7 protein-coding genes are annotated in these 21,338 nt (G+C 35.0%); all 7 read left to right on the top strand.

Going from position 1 to position 21,338, the window contains the following annotated elements; all coding sequences use genetic code 11:
- Nucleotides 1–215 precede the first annotated feature (215 nt).
- The 7 genes from G4L40_RS13090 (at nucleotide 216) to G4L40_RS07410 (ending at nucleotide 21,336) form a co-directional block, all read left to right on the top strand.
- The gene (locus tag G4L40_RS13090) at nucleotides 216–6,164 is read left to right on the top strand and encodes a GEVED domain-containing protein (protein WP_166236571.1); all 5,949 of its coding nucleotides are present in this window, start codon (nucleotides 216–218) and stop codon (nucleotides 6,162–6,164) included.
- A gap of 419 nt (nucleotides 6,165–6,583) precedes the next feature.
- Nucleotides 6,584–10,738 (top strand): GEVED domain-containing protein, encoded by a 4,155-nt coding sequence (locus tag G4L40_RS07435; RefSeq protein ID WP_166236570.1) that lies wholly within the window; start codon nucleotides 6,584–6,586, stop codon nucleotides 10,736–10,738.
- 231 nt (nucleotides 10,739–10,969) lie between these two features.
- Nucleotides 10,970–16,321: a GEVED domain-containing protein gene (locus tag G4L40_RS07430; protein ID WP_166236569.1), complete on the top strand. Its 5,352-nt coding sequence runs from the start codon at nucleotides 10,970–10,972 to the stop codon at nucleotides 16,319–16,321.
- A gap of 165 nt (nucleotides 16,322–16,486) precedes the next feature.
- The gene (locus G4L40_RS07425; RefSeq protein ID WP_166236568.1) at nucleotides 16,487–18,118 is read left to right on the top strand and encodes a hypothetical protein; all 1,632 of its coding nucleotides are present in this window, start codon (nucleotides 16,487–16,489) and stop codon (nucleotides 18,116–18,118) included.
- A 351-nt stretch (nucleotides 18,119–18,469) separates the two neighbouring features.
- Nucleotides 18,470–18,649, top strand: a complete 180-nt coding sequence (locus G4L40_RS07420; RefSeq protein ID WP_166236567.1) for a DUF5522 domain-containing protein — start codon at nucleotides 18,470–18,472, stop codon at nucleotides 18,647–18,649.
- Nucleotides 18,650–18,780: 131 nt separating this feature from the next.
- Nucleotides 18,781–20,757 carry a urocanate hydratase gene (locus G4L40_RS07415; protein ID WP_166236566.1) on the top strand — a complete coding sequence of 659 codons (1,977 nt, stop codon included), beginning with the start codon at nucleotides 18,781–18,783 and terminating at the stop codon, nucleotides 20,755–20,757.
- Between the two features lie 66 nt (nucleotides 20,758–20,823).
- Nucleotides 20,824–21,336, top strand: coding sequence for a DUF4136 domain-containing protein (locus G4L40_RS07410; RefSeq protein WP_166236565.1), 513 nt, complete (start codon nucleotides 20,824–20,826; stop codon nucleotides 21,334–21,336).
- Nucleotides 21,337–21,338: the final 2 nt, after the last annotated feature.

Raw genomic sequence — 21,338 nt, 5'->3', positions numbered from 1 at the left:
TTTTAATAATCAGATTATCAACAACTTAAAAAACAATATAAATCATAAAACTTTATACACTATTTTGTTTTCTATTTCTTACAGAATAAACGGATATTTTAAAAAAAAGAAAAAAAAATTAACACTAATCACATATAATCAAAGAAATATATATATTTGTAATTGAGCTTATACTAAATTCATTTATATAAGCTAATGAATAAAAACCCCTACATATGAAACAGAACTACACTTTCTCTGTGTATTCTATAGATAAAACTATGGATACACGTTCAAAAAAAAGAAAAAACCTATTACTTTTAATAGCTTACCTATCCACATTTCTTTTTGGTTCTCAAGAAATTTTCGCGCAATTTCCAGGCAATGATAATACGCCAGGCATTGGAAAAACCTTCAATGTACCCGTAGGCGTTACTTCAGTAACTGCATCTTCATGGGGCGGCGGCGGCGGCGGCGGCGGATCTAATTCAAATACTAATGGAGGAAATGGCGGTGGCGGTGGCGGTGCCACAACAAGAACTATAGCTGTAACAGGAGGAGTAACTACATTTACATATACTGTAGGTAGCGGAGGAGCCGCTGGAGCAGCTGCAGGAGGAACAGGAGGAAATGGAACATTATCTTCAATAACAAGCGCCAGCCCTTTAACAAATATGATTGCTAACGGCGGAACTGGAGGAGTTGGCAACAGAGGTTCATTAAATTTACCAACAAATAGTGGTGGCGGAACGGCATCTGGTGGAACTACCAATTCAAATGGATTAAATGGAACAAGAGTTGGAGCTCCAGGTGGGGATGGTGGAGATTCCGGAACTGTAATTGGCATTTTTGGAATTGGAGGAGCTGGAAGTACAAATGCAGTAGGAAACCCAGGAGGCACCCCTGGCGCAGGTGGTGGTGGTGGTGAAAATGGCGGAGGTACTAGAGCTGGTGGTGCTGGAGCAAATGGACGAGTAACTTTTCAATACATTGGGGTTACAAGTATTACTCCAAACCCCGTTTGCGTAGGAAGTACAATAACAATTACAGGATTTAATTTTGCAGCCGGAGCAAATACAGTTTCAATAAACGGAACTGCTTGTACAGCTGTTGTTCGCGTAAATGCAACAACAATTACTGCAGTAGTTGCAGCAGGTACAACATCAGGAACTGTTTTAGTAACAAATCCTAATGGAACAAATAATGGACAATCAATAACAGTAAACCCATTACCCGCTGCAATTGGTGGAGGTGCCGCTACGGTATGTACCGGAACAACTACACCTGCTTTTACAAATGCAACAGGAGGAGGTACATGGTCAATCATAAATGGAACTGGTTCTGCAACAATTAATGCAGGAGGTGTCGTAACTGGAGTAACAGCTGGAAATGTAACAGTTGTATACACATTACCAACAACATGTAGTATAACAAGAGCTTTAACCGTTCAACAAACACCAGGAGCGATTGCCGGAGGAGCAGCTACAGTATGCAATGGCTCTTCAACACCAGCATTTACAAATCCAAATGGTGGAGGAACTTGGTCAGTTGTTAATGGAACTGGGGCTGCAACAATAACAGGAGGTGGAGTTCTTACTGGAACATCTGCTGGAACAGTTACTGTAAATTATACTATTGGATCTTGTACTCCAGCAACTTATGCTGTCACTGTAAATCCAACTCCAGCAGCAATTGGTGGAGGTTCAGCTACTGTATGTACTGGAGCAAATACCCCTGCATTTACAAATGCCTCAGGAGGTGGTACATGGTCGATTACAAATGGCACTGGTACTGCTACGATTTCTGGCGGTGGTGTAGTAACTGGAGTTACAGTCGGAACTGCAACAGTAATTTATACTATTGGAACTTGTAGTGTTTCAACACCAATAACAGTAATTGCAACACCTAGCATAACTGCTAACCCAGCAGACATAACAACTACAGTTGGCGGAGCTGCTTCATTTAGTGTTACTGCAATTAATGGAGCTACGAGTTATACCTGGCAAGTAAGTACTGATGGCGGAGCAACATGGACGACAGTTACTAATGGAGGTGTGTATAGCAATGCCACTACTGCTACATTAAATATTACTGGAGCTACATTAGCAATGAATGGTTATCTATATCAAGCATCAGCTACAAACACCTGTGGCACTTCATCATATTCAACTACAGCAACATTGAATGTTTATCAAATTGTTTTAGTTAATGGATTAGGAACAAACAATGTAAATTGTGGTAATAATACTATTCTTCGCGATCACAATAACTTAGGCAACTATGGAACTAACAGAAATGACTGGTCTGCACTAAACGTCACATCAACCGCAGTAGTAACTCTTACAGGAACTTACGATGCTGAAAATGGGTTCGATGCAGTTTGGTTGTATGATGGAGTAGGCATTGGCGGAACTTTATTAGCTGTATATACGGGTGCAGGAACGATTAATTATACTGGAAATCCGGGGCAAACAATCACTGTGAGATTCACTTCTGATAATATAAACAATAGACCTGGTTTTGAAATTTTTGCAACGTACAGCGGAAATTGTAATATTCCTTGCGTTGCCCCTACTGCACTACCAACAGCTTTAAGTTTAGTTCCTTCTGGAACGGTAATTTCAGGTTCCTTCACACATGCTTCACCACAACCTGATAATTATTTAGTTGTCATCAGTACAAACCCAGTTGCACCAACACCGGTTAACGGCACAGCATATGCTGTTGGAGGAACTGTTGGAGCTGGATATACTGTAATTGGTAATGGCTCTGGAAATTCATTTTCAGCTACTGGATTAGCAAATTCAACCACATATTATATTTACATATTCTCATTTAATCGTCTTTGTATCGGAGGCCCTTTATACTTAGGAAATCTTTCTGGAAGCACCACTACAACAGGAAGTGATCCATATTGTTTGCCTACTTCTGGTGTAAGTACTAGATATATTGAAAATGTATTTACAGTTGGGAATATTACCAATTTAAACAATATGGGAACAGGAAGAGCCACATCAGGTTATGCAGACTACACAGCATCCTCTCCTGTAACACAAATTCCTGGCGGAGGAGTTGCTATAGACTACTTATTAAGAGTGTCAAGACAATATGTAGAAATGTGGGTAGATTGGAATAATGATGGTGTATTTACAGATGCCGCCCCTGAATTGGTCTATAATTCTGGAAGCATATTAACTATTGAAGGTACTGGTGGTTTTGTTGTGCCTCCTGCTACTCTTCCTGGCAATTACAGAATTAGAATCAAAACAAGAGAAGATTCACCAACAATAACACCTTGTGGAAACTATACAACTGGTGAAACAGAAGATTATCGTTTAGTTGTTGTAGCTGATTGTGCTGCAAAACCTAACGCCTTATATGATGGAAGTAGATGTGATAATGGTACCGTTGTATTAGGCGTAGAAGGAACTCCAGGTGTAACTCAATTTAGATTTTATGATTCGTTATATGGTGGAACACTAATTGGAACTCAAGCAGCAGTTCCTGGTATCACTAATTGGACTACACCATTTTTAACAACTACTACAAAATATTATGTTACTGCATGGAACGGTACTTGTGAATCATGGTATAGAGAAGAAATTATTGCAACTATTAATCCAACATCAAACATCATAGTAACACCTTCTGTACCTGAAGTATGTGGAGAAAACAATATTGTACAAATAACTGCTGGTGGTGATGAAGTAATTGATTATTTGGTAAATGAAGATTTTGAAAGTAGTAGTTTAGGATCTTTAAATCGCTTAAATATTTCAGCCGATGCTAATACACAATGGACTAGTCGTGTAAGCCCTTATGTTCCTGTTGGTTTGGTTTGGAAACCAGCAATCACATCTAGAGCAATAGGTAATAACTTTGCGTTAGCAAATTCAGATTTTGCTGCACCAACACCAAAAGAAACTCATCTAAGAACTGCAATATTAGATGCTAGTACATACTCAGATTTATTCCTAAGTTTTAGACATCATTTTTCATATTATCCAGGTGAACCTGTACAATTTGCCTATGTAGATATTTCAATTGATGGCGGAGCAACATGGCCAACAACACTAGCACAATATACATCAAACCAAGGTTATGCAGGACAATTTACAAATGTCAATATTGATTTAACTGCTTATGCAGGTCAGCCATCACTTATGATACGTTTTAGATATTATTTAGCCGGAGGTTCATCTTGGGCAAATGGTTGGGCAATTGATGATATTCAAGTGTATGGTAAAAGACCTTTAAATACTACATTTACTTGGTCTGGAGGAACTGTTGATGCTTTTATTGATGCTGGTTGCACCATTCCATATGTTGCGCAAAGTGTTACAACTGTATATGTTAGACCAACGGCATTACAATTAGCTGCTCCATCATGGTCATTTACTGCTAACGCCACACTTGGAAACGGTTGTCCAATTTCTGAATTTATAAATATTACAAATAAAACAAAATTATGGATTGGTGGCACTAGTAATGATTGGTACAATGCAAACAACTGGTCTCCTGTTGGCGTGCCTGATGCAAATACTTGTGTTTATGTTTACGATGGTACCTTTGATGCAAATATTAACAATGCTGGTAATGATGCATTAGCAAAAATTGTTACTGTAAGACCTTCTGGACTATTAGAAATACAACCTAATAACACACTAACAGTTACAGACGAAGTTACCGTTGACGCTGGAGGTACATTTAACATTGAAAATAGTGGTAGTTTAATTCAAGTCAACAATGTAGCTAATACGGGTACAATTTCATTGAAACGTAATGTTAACATTCGAAAATTAGATTATGTGTATTGGGCATCTCCAGTAGCTAATTTTGCTCTAAGTAGTGTTTCGCCGGGCACAACTGGTAATAAATACAAATGGACACCAACCATTGGTGCTAATATAAACGGTTTTGGAAATTGGGCTGGAGCAAATGAAACAATGGTTTTAGGAAAAGGATATATTGTTAGAGGTCCTGATGCATATACTTCAACTTTATCAAATTATACAGCAAATTTTGTTGGTGTTCCAAATAATGGAAATATAACACAACCTGTAAGTAGAGGAACATATGATGGCGTCAACTATGCAACTGGCGTATCTGCTACTCCAGCCACAAGAGATGATGATAACTGGAATTTAATTGGGAATCCTTATCCATCAGCTTTAAATGCAAATGCTTTTTTAACATTAAATACTAATATTGGAGGTTTTATTAAACTATGGTCACATGGAACATTACCTTCTGCAGTAACAATTGATCCATTTTATAACAATTATGCTCAAAATTACACTGTTGCTGACTATGTAACTTACAATTTTTTAGGTCCAATCACTCCAGGATTTGATGGAAACATTGGAGCAGGTCAAGGTTTCTTTGTATTAATGAATCATAGCTCTTCTGCTACAACTGAAAACGTAACTTTCAACAACTCTATGAGAAGTAATGGTTATAGAAATGATTTGTTCTTCAAAAATTCAAACACCACTACAAATGCACCTGAAGAAAAAAGTAGAATTTGGTTAGATTTAGTTAGTCCAACTAATTCCGCTAGTAGAACACTTGTTGGATATGCTAATGGAGCAACTAACACATTAGATAGGCTATATGACGCACCAGCATTAGGAGTGAAATCAACATTTGAATTATTCTCTAAGACTGGTACAAATCAGTTAAGCATACAAGGTAGAAGCTTGCCATTTGACACAAATGATCAAGTTCCATTAGGTATTACAATTCCTCAAAATGGAATTTATACTATTGCTATTGGAACAACAGATGGAATATTTGCAAATTCAAGCCAACCAATTTATTTAGAAGATACAACCTTAGGAATAATACATGATTTACGAACTGCTCCATATAGTTTCACTGGAACTGTTGGAACAAATGAAAGTAGATTTGTACTTAGATATACAAATACTGTCTTAGGCAATGAAGATTTTGAAAATAATAATTCAATAACAGTTTTTACAAATTCTAATATTAATGTAAATTCCTCAATTGAAAACATTAAATCAGTTCAAATTTTTGATTTGTTAGGACGAGATATTGCTACATTTAACAATGTTAACAGCAGTACATTTACTACTCAAAATGTAAAACCAACTCAAAGTGCATTATTAGTAAAAATAACTTTAGAAAATGGTAATACTAAAACTTACAAAGTTATATACTAACACATAACATAATTTTTAAAAAAGAAGGGCAATTTTACAAGTTGCCTTTCTTTTTTTAACTCATCCAGACTAAATTTTTGAGTTTTTTTAAATTCATTCAGACTAAATTTTTGAAACTTTTTTAAATCATTCAGACCAAATTTTTGAGTTTTTTTTGTAATAAATTGATAAATAATATATTATAAAAATGTTTTTTATCGATTTTTTAGACATTTTAACGATTAATTAACTTAATACTATTTTTTTAATTCTACTTTCGCAGTCCCAAAAATAAAACCCCCTCGACTATATCTTTAATCTAAATTAAATTTATAGTATTAATGAGAAAAAATTGTATTTTTCAAACTTGTTCTTTTTTGCTAAAAAAGAACGAAAAAGAATTTTGTTTAAAAAGTAGCTTAATCATCAAAAAAGTTTTTTTGATTTTTATTTTACTATGCGGCTATCAAAACATATATAGCCAGAGTAATGATTGCGATGATAATTTGTCCGGACAATTAATTGTTGGTTCAAGTTGTTCTGCTACGGTATTCAATTCTACAAACGACACAGATTATTGGAACAGTGCTTCAGGATGTAATGCTTCTGATGTAGATGATGCATGGGGATGGTTTATTGCAACTAGCACTTCTACAATCATCACTTATTCCCCTACTGCACTAGAAGACCCAGTGCTGACGCTTTTTTCAGGAAGTTGTAGTACTGCTATGACAGCTTTAAGTTGTGCAGATTCTTATGGAGGTGCACAAGCAGAAACTATTACTTATGCAACAACAATAGGAACCAAATACAGAATTAGAATCCAAAGATATATAAGTGATTTAAGTATGTATGGTACAATATGTATCTACTCTCCTATTCCACCGGTAAATGACGCCTGCTCTTCTGCAACAAATTTACCATGTGCTACTACAAATCTTTCAGGAACAACTTTAAACTCTGTAAGCGAAACACACAATACAGGATGCTCAATGAGTAATTATGGTGTTTGGTACACATTTACAGGAGATGGCACTATCAATACGATTACCACAACACCATCAACTGGATATAATATCGAAATGTCAATCTCAAGTGGAAGTTGCGGTTCTTTAACTAGTATTAACTGTCAAGATGCAAATGGAGGCGGAATTGCAGAAACTTATACTTTTACAACAGTGTCTGGCACACAATACTATATTTATATAGCAGAAAATACAAGTGGTGATTTAGGCACAGGAAACTTTACAATCTCAAGAACTTGTAATATAACACCAACATATTGCACTCCAAGTGTAGGAAGTGGTTTTGAAAGTTTAGTCTATTTCAACAATATCAGTTTTGTAGGAACATTAAATGACGTTTCTAACTCATCTACTTATACTACAACACCAACTAGAGGATACCAAAATTTCACTTCTTTATCTAATATTGCTAAACAAGCGCAAGGAGAAGGGATAAATATTTCTATGCAAATGAGCAGCAGAGGATATGTTAAAGCATGGGTTGACTGGAATAGAGATGGTGACTTTATTGACACAAATGAAACTGTTTACAATACAGCTGGAATAGCTACATATTCAACAACTTTTGGTTTTATAATTCCAGCCAATCAAGCATTAGGGAATTATAGAATTAGAATTAGAGTCAATAAAGATGATAATACCTATCCTTATGATACAAATGCCATCAGCACATTTGATTCTTGTCAGAATATAAATTACTATGGAGAAACAGAAGATTATATTTTTACCGTTGTTGCAAGCTGTTCAGCTATAATAACTTCTGTAACAGACGGAGTAAATTGTGGCGCTGGACCGGTAACATTAAATGCAGTAGCATCAGGTTCGCCAACTCAATATAAATGGTATGCAAACGAAACTGGAGGTACCGCTATAGCAACTACAACCACGGGAACTTGGACAACACCATCATTATCTACTACAACAACCTATTGGGTTAGTGCATATAATGGTTGCGAATCATTAGAACGAAAAAAAGTTATTGCTAATATAAATCCTATTGCTACAATTAGTTTCACACCTTCAGTTCCTGAAATCTGTGGAGAAAATCAAGTTTTATCATTAACCGCATCAGGAGATGTTCAGCAAAATTATCTAATTAACGAAAATTTTGAATTAGGCTTAGGAACACTTACAAATCAAAACATTGTCTCAAACTCAAGTACAATAAATGCCATCACACAATGGCAAACTAAAACAAGTACTTTTGTTCCAGCTCAACAGGTTTGGTTTCCAGCTATTGCTTCTGGCATGAGCGGTAATAAATTTGCAATGTCAACTTCTGATGTTGGATCATATACTACACACAATGCACTAATATCACAAAACTTAAACACAAATACATTTCTAAATTTAACTTTATCATTTAATATTTTTTATTCTAGATATTATGTTGATAACGCTAATCCAACTTTAGACTATGTAACAGTAGATGTATCAACAGATGGAGGAACAACATGGATAGAAATCGACAAATATTTATCAGATATTGGTTATGGAACAAGATTTACAAAAAAAACATACAATTTAAATTCATACATAAACAATTCAAATTTCAAAGTAAGAATACAATATTATGGAGCTTGGTGTGATGGTTTAGCTATTGATGATTTTCAACTTTATGGCAACACTCCTTTAAATACAGCCTTCAATTGGTCAAGCTCTACAACAGTAAATGCGTATCAAGATGTAACTTGTACAACCCCTTATGTCGCAGGAACACCTGTAGCTACTGTTTATGTAAAACCTTCTTTAGCACAATTAGAAGAACAATCTTTTTCTTTTACTGCAACGGCTACACTTTCCAATGGATGTAATGTAAGTCAAAACATATCTATTGACAACAAATCGAAAATATGGAAAGGAGGAACAAACGGCGACTGGAACAATCCAAACAATTGGCTACCAATAGGTGTTCCAGATGCTTCAACTTGCGTAATAATTCCGAGTGCAACAAATAATTCTAGGATAATTGGAACAAATTATAATGCTTTTGCAAAAACTGTTCAAGTAAAATCAACCGGAAACTTACAACTTGAGCCAAAAAACACAATTACAGTTACCGATTGGGTTGAAGTAAGCCCTGGAGGTATGTTTGATATTCAAAATGGCGCTAGCTTAATTCAAATTAACAATGTTGCAAATATTGGTAATATTGAAATGAAAAGAAATGTAAACATCAAAAAATTGGATTATGTATATTGGTCAACGCCTGTTGCTAATTTTAGTCTAAATGCTGTTTCTCCGGGAACTACAAATTATAAATATAAATGGACACCAACTATTTCTTCTAACACAAATGGATGGGGAAATTGGGCAGGCGCTAATGAAACAATGGTTTTAGGAAAAGGATATATTGTAAGAGGCCCCGATTCATTCAATAATACCCTTCAAAACTTTACAGCTAATTTTGTTGGAATTCCAAACAATGGAAACATTAATATGCAAATTAGCAGAGGTGTTTATAATGGTACTAATTATGCAACAGGTGTTTCTGGAACTGCAGCTACAAAAGATGATGACAACTGGAATTTAATTGGAAATCCATATCCATCAGCTGTAAATGCAGATAGTTTTTTAACCACAAATACAAACATTGCAGGATTTATAAAACTATGGTCACACGGAACTGCCCCATCAGCAATTAATACAGATCCATTTTACAACAACTTTGCTATGAATTATTCAGTTGCAGATTATGTAACATACAATCTTATGGGTGCAATAACCCCTGGTTTTGATGGTAATATTGCTGCTGGACAAGGTTTCTTCGTATTAATGAATCACACCTCAACAGCAACAACCGAAAATATAGTTTTCAATAATACTATGAGAAATAATGGTTATAGAAACGATTTATTTTACAAAAATTCAACTGCAAATTCCACTATTGTAGAGGAAAAAAACCGAATTTGGCTAGACTTAATAAGTCCATCTAATTCAGCTAGTAGAACACTAGTTGGTTATGCTACAAATGCTACGAACGCTACAGATAGATTGTACGATGCTCCAGCATTAGGTGTTAAATCAAATTTTGAACTTTATTCTCTAGAAAGTACCAATCAATTAAGTATTCAAGGAAGAAGTTTGCCATTTAACACTGACGATCAAGTAGCTTTAGGTGTAACTATACCTCAAAATGGAGTATACACTATAGCAATTGCTTCTGCTGATGGCTTATTTTCAGACGCAAATCAAAATATTTTTCTAAAAGATAACACTTTAGGCATAACACATGATTTACGAATTGCCCCATATAGTTTTACTGCAACTACTGGAACAGACGAAAATAGATTTATATTGACTTACACAAATAGTGCGTTAGGAAATAACGACTTTGAAAACAATAATTCAATAACTGTATTCACAAACGAAAACATCAATATTGAATCATCAATTGAAAATATTAAATCTGTTCAGATATTTGATTTATTAGGAAGAGAAATTATAAACATCAATGACATCAACAATAATTCTTTCATTGCACAAAATGTAAAACCTACACAAAACGCTTTATTAGTAAAAGTAATGTTAGAAAATGGTTATACAAAAACATATAAAATAATATATTAAGTAATAAGCTCCAAAAGTTTAAGTAAAGGCTAACCAAAAGTTAGCCTTTACTTATTATTTTATCAACAACAAAAAGCTATTAAAATTCCACTAAGTAAAATTATAATGATAATTTACAATGAAGTTATCAACAAAATAATGTTTTTTTAACAAATTATTAATTTTTTGTTGCTATTTAAACAAAAAAAAATATATTTGTGTAAAATTCTATTAACCCCTAACTATAAAACTATGAAAAAGAATCCTTTAGGATGCATTTTTCCTACATTCTCTTTTGCAAAAAGCATCAAATTATTCTCTCTTCTTTTTGCTTTTGTTTTTTACACAAATGATTTATTTGCTCAAAGCGCAAATTGTGCAGGAGCAACTCTTTTAACCGTTAATGCAGCCCCTATCACTGGAACTATTACTGACGCAACTGTTAATGATCCGGTTGCAGCAGCTTGTGCTGGCGGTGGTGTCTCTAGAGATGGTTGGTATCGTTTCGTTGCAACAACCACAGATGCTACCGTTACAGTTGTTTCAAATAATAGACAACTTGTATTGTATGCTTATTCTGGCACATGTGCTGGCTTGACACAAATAAGTTGCGCAAACACTAATACAGTAGCTGGCGGACAAACTGAAACAATGAATTTAACTGGTCTTACACCAACAAACACATATTATATTAGAGTAGTAAACTCATCTGCCAATAATATGAATTTAAATGCAGTTTCTGTTACTGCTGTAGTATCTCCATGTGCTTCCGCTACCAACATAGCCTCATGTGGAACTCTTGTAAACACCACTATTGCTGCTGGAACAGGAAGTTTTGGAACCTCAGCTTGTGGTTTTACAACAGGTGGTATTGAAAGAGTATTTACTTTTACACCTGCCACAACTGGCGCATACACTATTCAACAAGCTAGTTCATTTGCTTATATAGATTATCAATTTAGAACTGTAGCATCTGGATGTGCTGCCGCTGGGTGGACATGTATTGATGATTTAAGTGGCGCATCAAACAGTCCTTCATTTACGCTAACTGGAGGAGTTCAATATTATTTATTATTAGATCCTGAAAGTACCGCTGGTGGAAACATTAGTTTTACCATAGGTTGTCCAATAGTTGCACCATCAAATGATGATTGTAACAATGCTATTCCTTTAACACTAAACACTAGCTGTTCATACTCAAATTATACTACAGCAGGAGCAACCGCTTCTACAACACCTTCTACACCTCCTGTTCCAGGCTGTGCTAGTTATTCTGGTGGTGATGTATGGTTTAGTTTTCTTGTCCCTGCAAACGGGGAAGTTACTGTTGACACACAAACTGGCGGAATGACTGATAGCGGAATGGCTTGGTATACCGGAACATGCGGCGCTTTATCTCTATTAGAATGTGACGATGATGATAGTGCTAATGGCCTAATGTCTAGTATAACTAGAACAGGCTTAACTCCTGGAACAACAATTTATGTACGTTTTTGGGAATATTCAAACGACAATCCAGGTACATTTGGTATTTGCGCAACTTCACCTGGTCCATGCACAACCCCTGGAGCACAAGCAAATGGTTTTACCCCAGGAACAATTACCTCTACTTCTTTTCCAGCAACTTTTTCTGGAACTGCAGATAGCTACTTAGTAATTCAGTCAACTTCAGCTACCCCACCTACTCATCCTGTAAATGGAACTATTTATAATGCTGGAAATATTGCTACTCTAGGAGCTGGACTTACATTTGTACAAAGTGGAGCGTCTACATCAATAACAGGAACTGGATTAACAGGAAATACTCATTACTACTATTACATCTATGCATTTAACAATGCTGGCTGTACAGGAGGCCCTTTATACAACGCTGGAGGTCCATTAACTGGTAATGCCGTAACATGTCCTGCTGCACCAAGTCCTATATCAACTAGCTCTACACTTAATAGCATTAATTTTACTTGGCCATCTTCAATTGGAGGAGGTAGTAATGCAGTAACATACACATTACAAGTCACAACTGATGCTGGTTTTACAGCTAATGTTGCTGGTTCACCATTTACAATTAATGACCCAACTGTAACATATAATTTAACTGGTTTAGCTGCTAATACTATTTATTATTATAGAATTAGAGCTAATAATGGATGTTCTTCAAGCTATACAACTGGTAGTGCAACAACTGGATATTGTGTTCCTGCACCAACAAGTGTTGACGGTACAGGGATTACAAATGTAACAATGGGAACAATAAATAATAATACTGGTGCTGAAGCTGGAAATTATGGAAATTATTCTGCTATGAGTACAACTGGTTCTCAAGGAGAAACTATTCCATTTAGCATCAGATTTTCAACATCAGGATTTGGGTACGACGCAATTATTTGGATTGACTGGAATAACGACTTAGATTTTGATGATACTGGAGAACTAATGTTCAGTGGAACATCACCATCAACAAATCCTGGTATTTTAACAGGAAGTTTTCAAATTCCTGCTACAGCAATATTAGGAAATCACAGATTAAGAATAGGCGGCGTTGATTTTGGACCACCGACACCTTGTTATACAGGTTCATACGGAACTTACGAAGACTACACCATCAATGTAATAGCCGCAACATGTCCTGGCCCATCAAATATAACCGTAAACCTTACATCACAAACAACAGCAACAATTAACTGGACAGCAGCAACGCCAGCTCCAAGTAATGGATATCAATATTATTTAACAACTTCAGCTACGATTCCTAATGGAGCTACTATACCTACAGGATCAGTTGGAGCAGGTGTAACAACATTAAATTTAACTGGATTAACAATTGGGGCTACTTATTATATTTGGATTCGTTCAAATTGTGGTGGCACACAAGGATTTTGGATTGGAACTTCATTCGTTGCACCAACTTGTCTTATAGGAAATAGCACCGGAACATCTTCACTAGGCTGTCCTTCTGTAGTAGGTGGTGGTTTAGGACTAAGTGGTGCAGATCATGCAGCTATAAGTTGTACAGCTGCTTCAACATGTGTTGATTTAGAAGCTACTTACTTAAATTTAGGAAATACAACAAGCTATACCGTTGAATCAATTACCTATGCTCCTCCATATCAATTTGGTTGTTTAAAAAACCCTGTGAGTGTAAACATTGATGACCGTTGGTCACCTGTAGTTAATCTTCCATTTGATTTTTGTTTTTATGGCAATACTTACAATCAATGTTTAATTGGTTCAAATGGAATAATTACCTTTGATTTAGTAGGAAATACTCCTGAAGGATATTGTGGTTATTCTTTTGCAGACAATCTTCCACAAGTTGGTCATAGTTCATTAGTAGAAAATTCAATATTTGGTGCTTTTCACGACATCGACCCAGGAATCAGCGGAGAAGTTGGATGGGAACTTATAACCCTTAATAGCGGTTGTAGAGCGTTAGTTGCTTCTTGGAGTGATGTTCCAATGTTTTCTTCAACTTGTAATTCTCAGTTATATACAGGTATGATTGTTTTATATGAAAACACTAACGTAATCGAAGTTTATTTAGAAGAAAAAAATACTTGTGCTTCATGGAATGGAGGTAATGCTGTTGTAGGAATTCAAAATGCCACAGGAACCACAGCAGTTGTAGCTCCAAACAGAAACGGACTAGACGCAGATTGGACAGTTACAAATGAAGCTTGGCGTTTTGTTCCAGCAGGAGCTTCTATTACAACTCTGGCATGGCATGAAGGTTCTGGAACTTCTGGACCTGTATTAGGAACTTCTGATATTATAACTGTATGTCCAGGTGCAACAACAACTTATACAGCGGAAATTACTTATACTTTATGTGATGGAACAACATTAGTTGAAACTGACGAAACAACTGTAACGGTTACTGGTAGCAAAGTATGGGATGGTTCAGTAAATTCACAATGGAATAATGCTAACAACTGGACTCCTGTTGGTGTTCCGACAGCGGCTGATTGTGTTTTAATTCCACCAACAGCTAATAATCCTATTATTTCTGGAGCAAGTTATAACGGTTTAGGATTAAACTTAACTATTCAAAATGGAGCAACATTAACAGTAAATCCAACTAATAATGTTACAATTACTGATTGGGTAAATATCAATGCTGGAGGAAATTTACAATTAGATAACACTTCTAGTTTAATTCAAGTAAATAACAACCCAAATACAGGAATCATGCATATGGACAGAACTGTTTCCATTCGTAAACAAGATTATGTATATTGGTCTTCACCAGTTTCTTCATTTGCAAGTAGCGCAATTTCTCCTGGAACATCAGCAGGATATATTTATAAGTGGATTCCAACAATTGGTGCAAATACAAATGGATTTGGAAATTGGACTTATGGCAGTGAAAATATGGTAATTGGAAAAGGATATATTGTTAGAGGCCCTAATGCTTACACAAATACATTAACTCCATTCACAGCTACTTTCATAGGAACTCCAAACAATGGAATTATTACAACTCCAATATTAAGAGGAACATACAATGGTGCAAATTATTCTACTGGAGTTTCAACAACATTAGGAACAAGTTATGATGACAACTGGAATTTAATCGGAAATCCATATCCTTCAGCTGTAAATGCAATTAACTTTTTAACTACAAATACAAATATTGATGGATTTATAAAAATTTGGACACATGGCACATTACCTAGTAATGCAATCGCTGATCCATTTTACAATAATTATGTATACAATTATACTCCTGCAGATTATATTACCTACAATATTACAGGAACGTCTTCTGGTCCTGGAGTATTTGGAGGAAATATTGCTGCTGGGCAAGGTTTCTTTGTATCAATGTTACATACATCTGTTGCTACTTCTGAAAATGTTACGTTTAATAATTCTATGAGAAATAGCACAAATAATAATAGTCAATTTTTCAAAAATACTACTACAAGCGATGACAACAATGGTCGCATTTGGTTAGATTTAATTGCTGCAGACGGAAGTAATGTGAGAAACTTAATAGGCTATGTCGATGGAGCTTCAAACAATAGAGACAGATTATATGATGCTATTACCGATGTAAAATTGAATCTAAATTTATATTCAAAAATTGGAGATGAACCAATGACAATTCAAGGAAGAACACTTCCGTTTGACGAATTAGATTTAGTACCTATGGGAATAAAAGTGCCTCAAACAGGAAATTACTCCATAGGAATTGGAACTGTGGATGGATTTTTCACAAACACAAATCAAAACATTTATTTAGAAGATTTAGACACAAATATAATTCACGATTTAAGACAGAATCCATATACATTTAGTGCTATTGCTGGTGACGACCCAGATAGATTTATTCTTCGCTATACAAACAATACATTAGGAAATGATGATATTACAAATGAAGAAGCAAATGTTTGGGCAATATCTTCTGAAATTTTATCTATAAAATCAACCAAAAACACAATTAAATCAATAAGAGTTTTTGATGTTTTAGGAAGACTTTTAGCAGATTATCCAGAGGTAAATGGATATGAAATTCCTCTAACAAAAATTCAAAAAAACAAAGTTGCTTTAATTATTCAAGTAACATTATCAAATGGAACAATAGTAAATAAAAAAATTATTTATTAATCACCAAAAAATCAAATATTTATACTAAAGGCAACCAATAAAGGTTGCCTTTTTTGCATTTTATCGATAAAACTAAACCTTTAAACAATTAAAAAAAAATATCAACAATAAAAGCAAAATATTTATTAATTTGTTACCAATTATTCATACAAAACCCTAATTATTATGAAAAAATATTTACTTTTTTTGATTTTTTATGCATATTATTCAAATGCTCAAGTTGGAGTCGGAACAACAACCCCTAACGGAGCATTAGATGTAACTTCTGTAAATGATGGATTGCTAATCCCTAGAGTAGCATTAACAGCAACTAATGCAATTGCTCCACTTACAGCGCCTACAACATCTGAACTTGTTTACAATACTGCAACTGCAGGGATTATCCCAAATAATGTAACACCAGGTTACTACTATTGGAGTGGCACAGCATGGGTTAGATTAGCTACTGGAAATTCTGTTGACTGGTCTATACTTGGAAATACTGGAACAGTTCCAGCAACAAACTTTATAGGCACAACAGATAATGTAGAATTAAGATTTAGAACAAATAACACCGAAAGACTCAGTATTGGAAATTCAGGAAATATTGGTGTTAATATTGCTCCTTCAGCATATAGATTAGATGTAAGCAGTGGAGCTGGAGATGCTATTTATGGACATTCAACAAACGTAGGTGGGGTTATTGGCTATGAAACAAATTTTAGCTTCGGAATTCCCGTACAAAATTTAAACGGTTCTGGTTTATATGCAAACAATCCTGCTGCTGGTTACACGAGCATATTTGCTCAATCAACAGGTGCTGCAACAGTAGCAGCTAACATTGCATACTCAAACGTATGGATGGCAGCTTACAATTATGTTGATAATTCTTCAGCAGCCTTCAATCCATCTGCATCATACAATCAATTAAACAACACTAGCACTACTCTTGGTGGAACACAAATAGCATTAAGAGGATTTAACAATAGAGCGACAACTGCCGGAAATCCTGGATACTCTGTTGGTGTACAAGGATTAGCCAATAGTCAAAACCAAGACTCTTATGGAGTTCAAGGATATGCATATTGTAATACCAATACAAGAGCAGGAGGTTATTTTGAAGCATTAAATTACGCAGGTACTTCTCAAGCATACGCATACGTAGGAACTTCAATTGGAGGAACAAACAGAAAAATTACAGGGACTGCTTCAGTATCAGAAATCATTCCAACAGAAAACCATGGTAGAGTAACGCTAACCTGTCCAGAATCTCCAGAATATTGGTATCAAGATTATGGAACAGTAGAACTAGTTAATGGAAAAGCAACTATTTATTTAGATGAAATATTAGCAGATATAATTGTCGTTAATGAAGAAAACCCTATTCGAGTAACGTGTACCCCAGTAGGAATGCCTTATTTTAATGGCATAACAATAATGTCTCAAACAAGTAATTCTGTGGAAATTTTAGAATTAAACGGAGGAAATCATTCAGGAAAATTACAATATCAATTAGTTGTAAAACCAAAAACTAATTATGGCGAAGGGCGTTTCCCTCAAGCTCCAGGACCAGGATATTTAAAATCAGATAAAGAACCATTAGCCGCAAAAACAAAAAATCAACCATCAGATGGGAGAAAAATATTTCAATGGCCATCAGATCATATAGTATACAAATACAATCCTGAAGATTATATAAAAGTTGGAGATGTTGTTCCTGCGGGTCCAAATGCAGGTAAAATATTTTTAGGTGAGGGCAAATATTCTGATGGTGTTCCAGCAGAAAATCCCGCTCTAAAAAAAGAAAAAAACAACTAATAATATTTTAAAAAACTCCAAAAAGACCTTTGCTTTAAATAGTAAAGGTCTTTTTCTTTTGAATAAGCCTCACGTTCAAACGAAATATTATAATAAGCTACTTTCCTATTTTTATATTGTATCCATCGAACTAAAAATTCAATTCCATACCATATAAAAAAGAAGACAATCAAGAGTTCCAATTGTTGCCTAATATGAATTCTTTCATGGTTTAGCAAGACAGTATGCGATTTATCCTTTTTATCCGATAAAAACACAAACGGAAAAAAAGTAAACCCACGAAAACCTTTTGGAATTAAATATTTAAAAACTAGTACTATCATTTCATGCAAAGTTGCTAAATTTGTAGCTATGAATAACGATTTAAATCCGAATAATTTAAAAGAAGGGGAAGATTTCTATTACACACCTGAAGGATACAAGTGTTTCACAGAAAAATACCATATAAAAAGAGGTTATTGTTGTAAAAGTGGGTGCAGACATTGCCCTTATGGTTTTGACAAAAAAACCGGAACTACCAAGAAAAAATAAAATGGATATACAATTATTCAAATACCGAATTAAAATTCACAAGTCCTATCATAGGTCCGACATTCGTTACCCTTAGTTCCCCCAATTAAAATTAAGGCAAAAAATTAATAAAACGAATTAACACAACAAAAATGACATTTCAAGAACAAATATTAGAAGGAATTCCATCGGTTTTACCAAATCCTAAACCATATGAAGCAGAAATTAATCACGCTCCAAAAAGAAAAGAAATTCTTTCAGAAGAAGAAAAAAAATTAGCATTAAAAAACGCATTACGCTATTTTGAACCAAAACATCACGCTACTTTAATTCCAGAATTTAAAGCTGAATTAGAAACTTACGGAAGAATTTACATGTACCGTTTACGTCCTGATTATAAAATGTATGCGCGACCAATTCATGAATATCCTGGAAAATGCGAACAAGCGAAAGCAATTATGTTGATGATTCAAAACAATTTGGATTATGCAGTTGCGCAACATCCACATGAATTAATAACGTATGGTGGAAATGGTGCGGTTTTTTCAAATTGGGCACAATATCGTCTAACAATGAAATATTTGGCAGAAATGACAGACGAACAAACATTAGCTATGTATTCGGGTCACCCAATGGGATTATTTCCATCACATAAAGACGCACCGAGAGTTGTAGTTACGAATGGAATGGTTATTCCAAATTATTCTAAGCCAGACGATTGGGAAAAAATGAATGCTTTAGGCGTTTCGCAATACGGACAAATGACCGCAGGAAGTTATATGTACATTGGTCCACAAGGAATTGTACATGGGACAACAATCACAGTTTTAAACGGATTCAGAAAAATTAAAAAATCTCCAAAAGGCGGATTATTTGTAACTTCTGGATTAGGTGGAATGAGTGGAGCTCAACCAAAAGCAGGAAATATTGCAGGTTGCGTTACCGTTTGTGCCGAAGTAAATCCAAAAATTACACACATTCGTCATTCACAAGGTTGGATTAACGAAATTGTAGAAGATATTACATTATTAGTTGCTAGAGTTCGAAAAGCACTAGAAAATCAAGAAGTAGTTTCTATTGCTTACTTAGGAAATGTGGTTGATGTTTGGGAACGATTCGACCAAGAAAATTTACATATTGATTTAGGTTCTGACCAAACTTCTTTACACAATCCTTGGGCAGGTGGCTACTACCCTACTGGTTTTTCTTTTGAAGAATCAAATGAAATGATGGCCAATAGTCCTGAAAAATTCAAAGAAGAAGTTCAAAAAACGTTACGTCGTCATGCAGCAGCAATTAACAAACATACAGCAAAAGGAACCTATTTCTTCGATTATGGGAATGCCTTTTTGTTAGAAGCTTCTCGTGCTGGAGCCGATATTATGGCAGAAAATCATATCGATTTCAAATATCCAAGTTACGTTCAGGATATTATGGGGCCAATGTGTTTCGATTATGGTTTTGGACCATTCCGTTGGGTTTGTGCTTCAGGAAATCCAGAAGATTTAGCTAAAACCGACAAAATTGCTTGTGATGTTTTAGAAGAAATGATGAAAAACTCACCAGAAGAAATCCAACAACAAATGGCAGATAACATTCAGTGGATTAAAGGCGCACAAGAAAATAAATTAGTCGTTGGTTCTCAAGCGAGAATACTTTATGCCGATGCCGAAGGAAGAATTAAAATAGCAGAAGCTTTCAATCAAGCGATTGCTCGTGGTGAAATTGGCTACGTAATTTTAGGAAGAGATCATCACGATGTTTCAGGAACGGATTCTCCTTATCGCGAAACTTCAAATATTTATGATGGTTCACGCTTTACAGCAGATATGGCAATTCAAAACGTAATTGGTGATAGTTTCCGAGGTGCAACCTGGGTTTCTATTCATAATGGCGGTGGTGTTGGCTGGGGCGAAGTTATTAATGGTGGTTTTGGTATGGTTCTTGATGGTAGTAAAGAAGCATCAAGACGTTTAGAGTCTATGCTTTTTTGGGATGTAAATAACGGAATTTCAAGAAGAAGTTGGGCAAGAAATGAAGGTGCAATTTTCGCAATAAAAAGAGCAATGGAGACGCAACCTTTATTAAAAATTACCATCCCTAATATAGTAGATGAATCAATATTGTAATAACAAGTTTAAAGTAATAGGAATTCAACTTTAAACTTGAAACCTTAAACTTTAAAACCCACAATTATGAAAACATTAAAATTACTTTCGGTACTTTTCATCGCTACTTTAGCCTCATGCAGTTCGGTTAGAGTGAATGCTGATTATGACAAAAAAGCAACCTTTACAAATTATAAAACCTATGCTTATTTAAAAAGCGGTGTTGATAAAGCAGAAATTTCGGATTTAGACAAGAAAAGGATTTTATATGCAATTGACGAAGTAATGTCTACCAAAGGTTTTAGCAAATCTGAGAATCCTGATGTTTTAATCAGTATTTTCACCAAAGAGAGAGAACGTGTCGACATTTATCAAAACTATGGATTTGGTTGGGGTTGGAATCCTTATTGGGGAATGGGTTATTCTAATGTAACTACAACTCCCGAAGGAACACTTTTCATAGACATCATTGATGCCAAAACCAAAGAATTAGTTTGGCAAGGCGAAGGAAGTGGTTATCTAACCAAAAACACAGAAAAAAAAGATGCTAGAATAAAAGAATTTGTCTCTAAAATATTAGAACAATATCCACCAAAATAAAG

The organism is Flavobacterium celericrescens, assembly GCF_011392075.1.
In the GTDB taxonomy this organism is placed as follows: Bacteria; Bacteroidota; Bacteroidia; order Flavobacteriales; family Flavobacteriaceae; genus Flavobacterium; species Flavobacterium celericrescens.
The sequence above is the reverse complement of the archived record's forward strand: the minus strand, read 5'-3'. Positions and strand labels throughout refer to the sequence as shown.